We start from the raw sequence: 415 nt of genomic DNA, 5'->3' as shown, positions 1-415 counted from the left end.
TCCTGAATCTGAGGGGAATATTGTGAACCGTTATTTTTCTCTCATCCCGGTTGTTATTATATTTACAACCGCTTGCGATCAGAAAGCACCCACCGTCGAGTCCGCCCCGCGCATGGTTAAAGTGGCGCAGGTGACCGCCGTGGGCAATACCCAGCAGCGAACGTTTCCGGCACGCATTGAGTCTGGCGATTCCACCGAACTGTCGTTTAAGCGGGGTGGCCAGGTGGAGTCGCTAGATATTCGTCAGGGGGCAAGCGTCGCCCAGGGGCAAACGCTGGCGCGCCTGAATGCCCGCGAGGCCCAGCAACGGGTCAATGAGCGGCAAACGGCGGCCACTCTCGCCCAGCGTCAATTCGACCGCTTCCAGACTCTGGCCGGGCGCCAGGCGATTTCCCAGGCGGAGATGGACGTGCAG

At 60.0% G+C, this 415-nt stretch carries 1 protein-coding gene; it reads left to right on the top strand.

The window, feature by feature from the left end:
• Positions 1 to 415, top strand: a 415-nt coding sequence (locus FJV41_RS51015; protein ID WP_220138046.1) for an HlyD family secretion protein, incomplete at both ends; no start/stop codon positions are given.

The organism is Myxococcus llanfairpwllgwyngyllgogerychwyrndrobwllllantysiliogogogochensis, assembly GCF_006636215.1.
GTDB lineage: Bacteria > Myxococcota > Myxococcia > Myxococcales > Myxococcaceae > Myxococcus > Myxococcus llanfairpwllgwyngyllgogerychwyrndrobwllllantysiliogogogochensis.
This window is presented reverse-complemented; position numbering and strand designations above follow the sequence as displayed.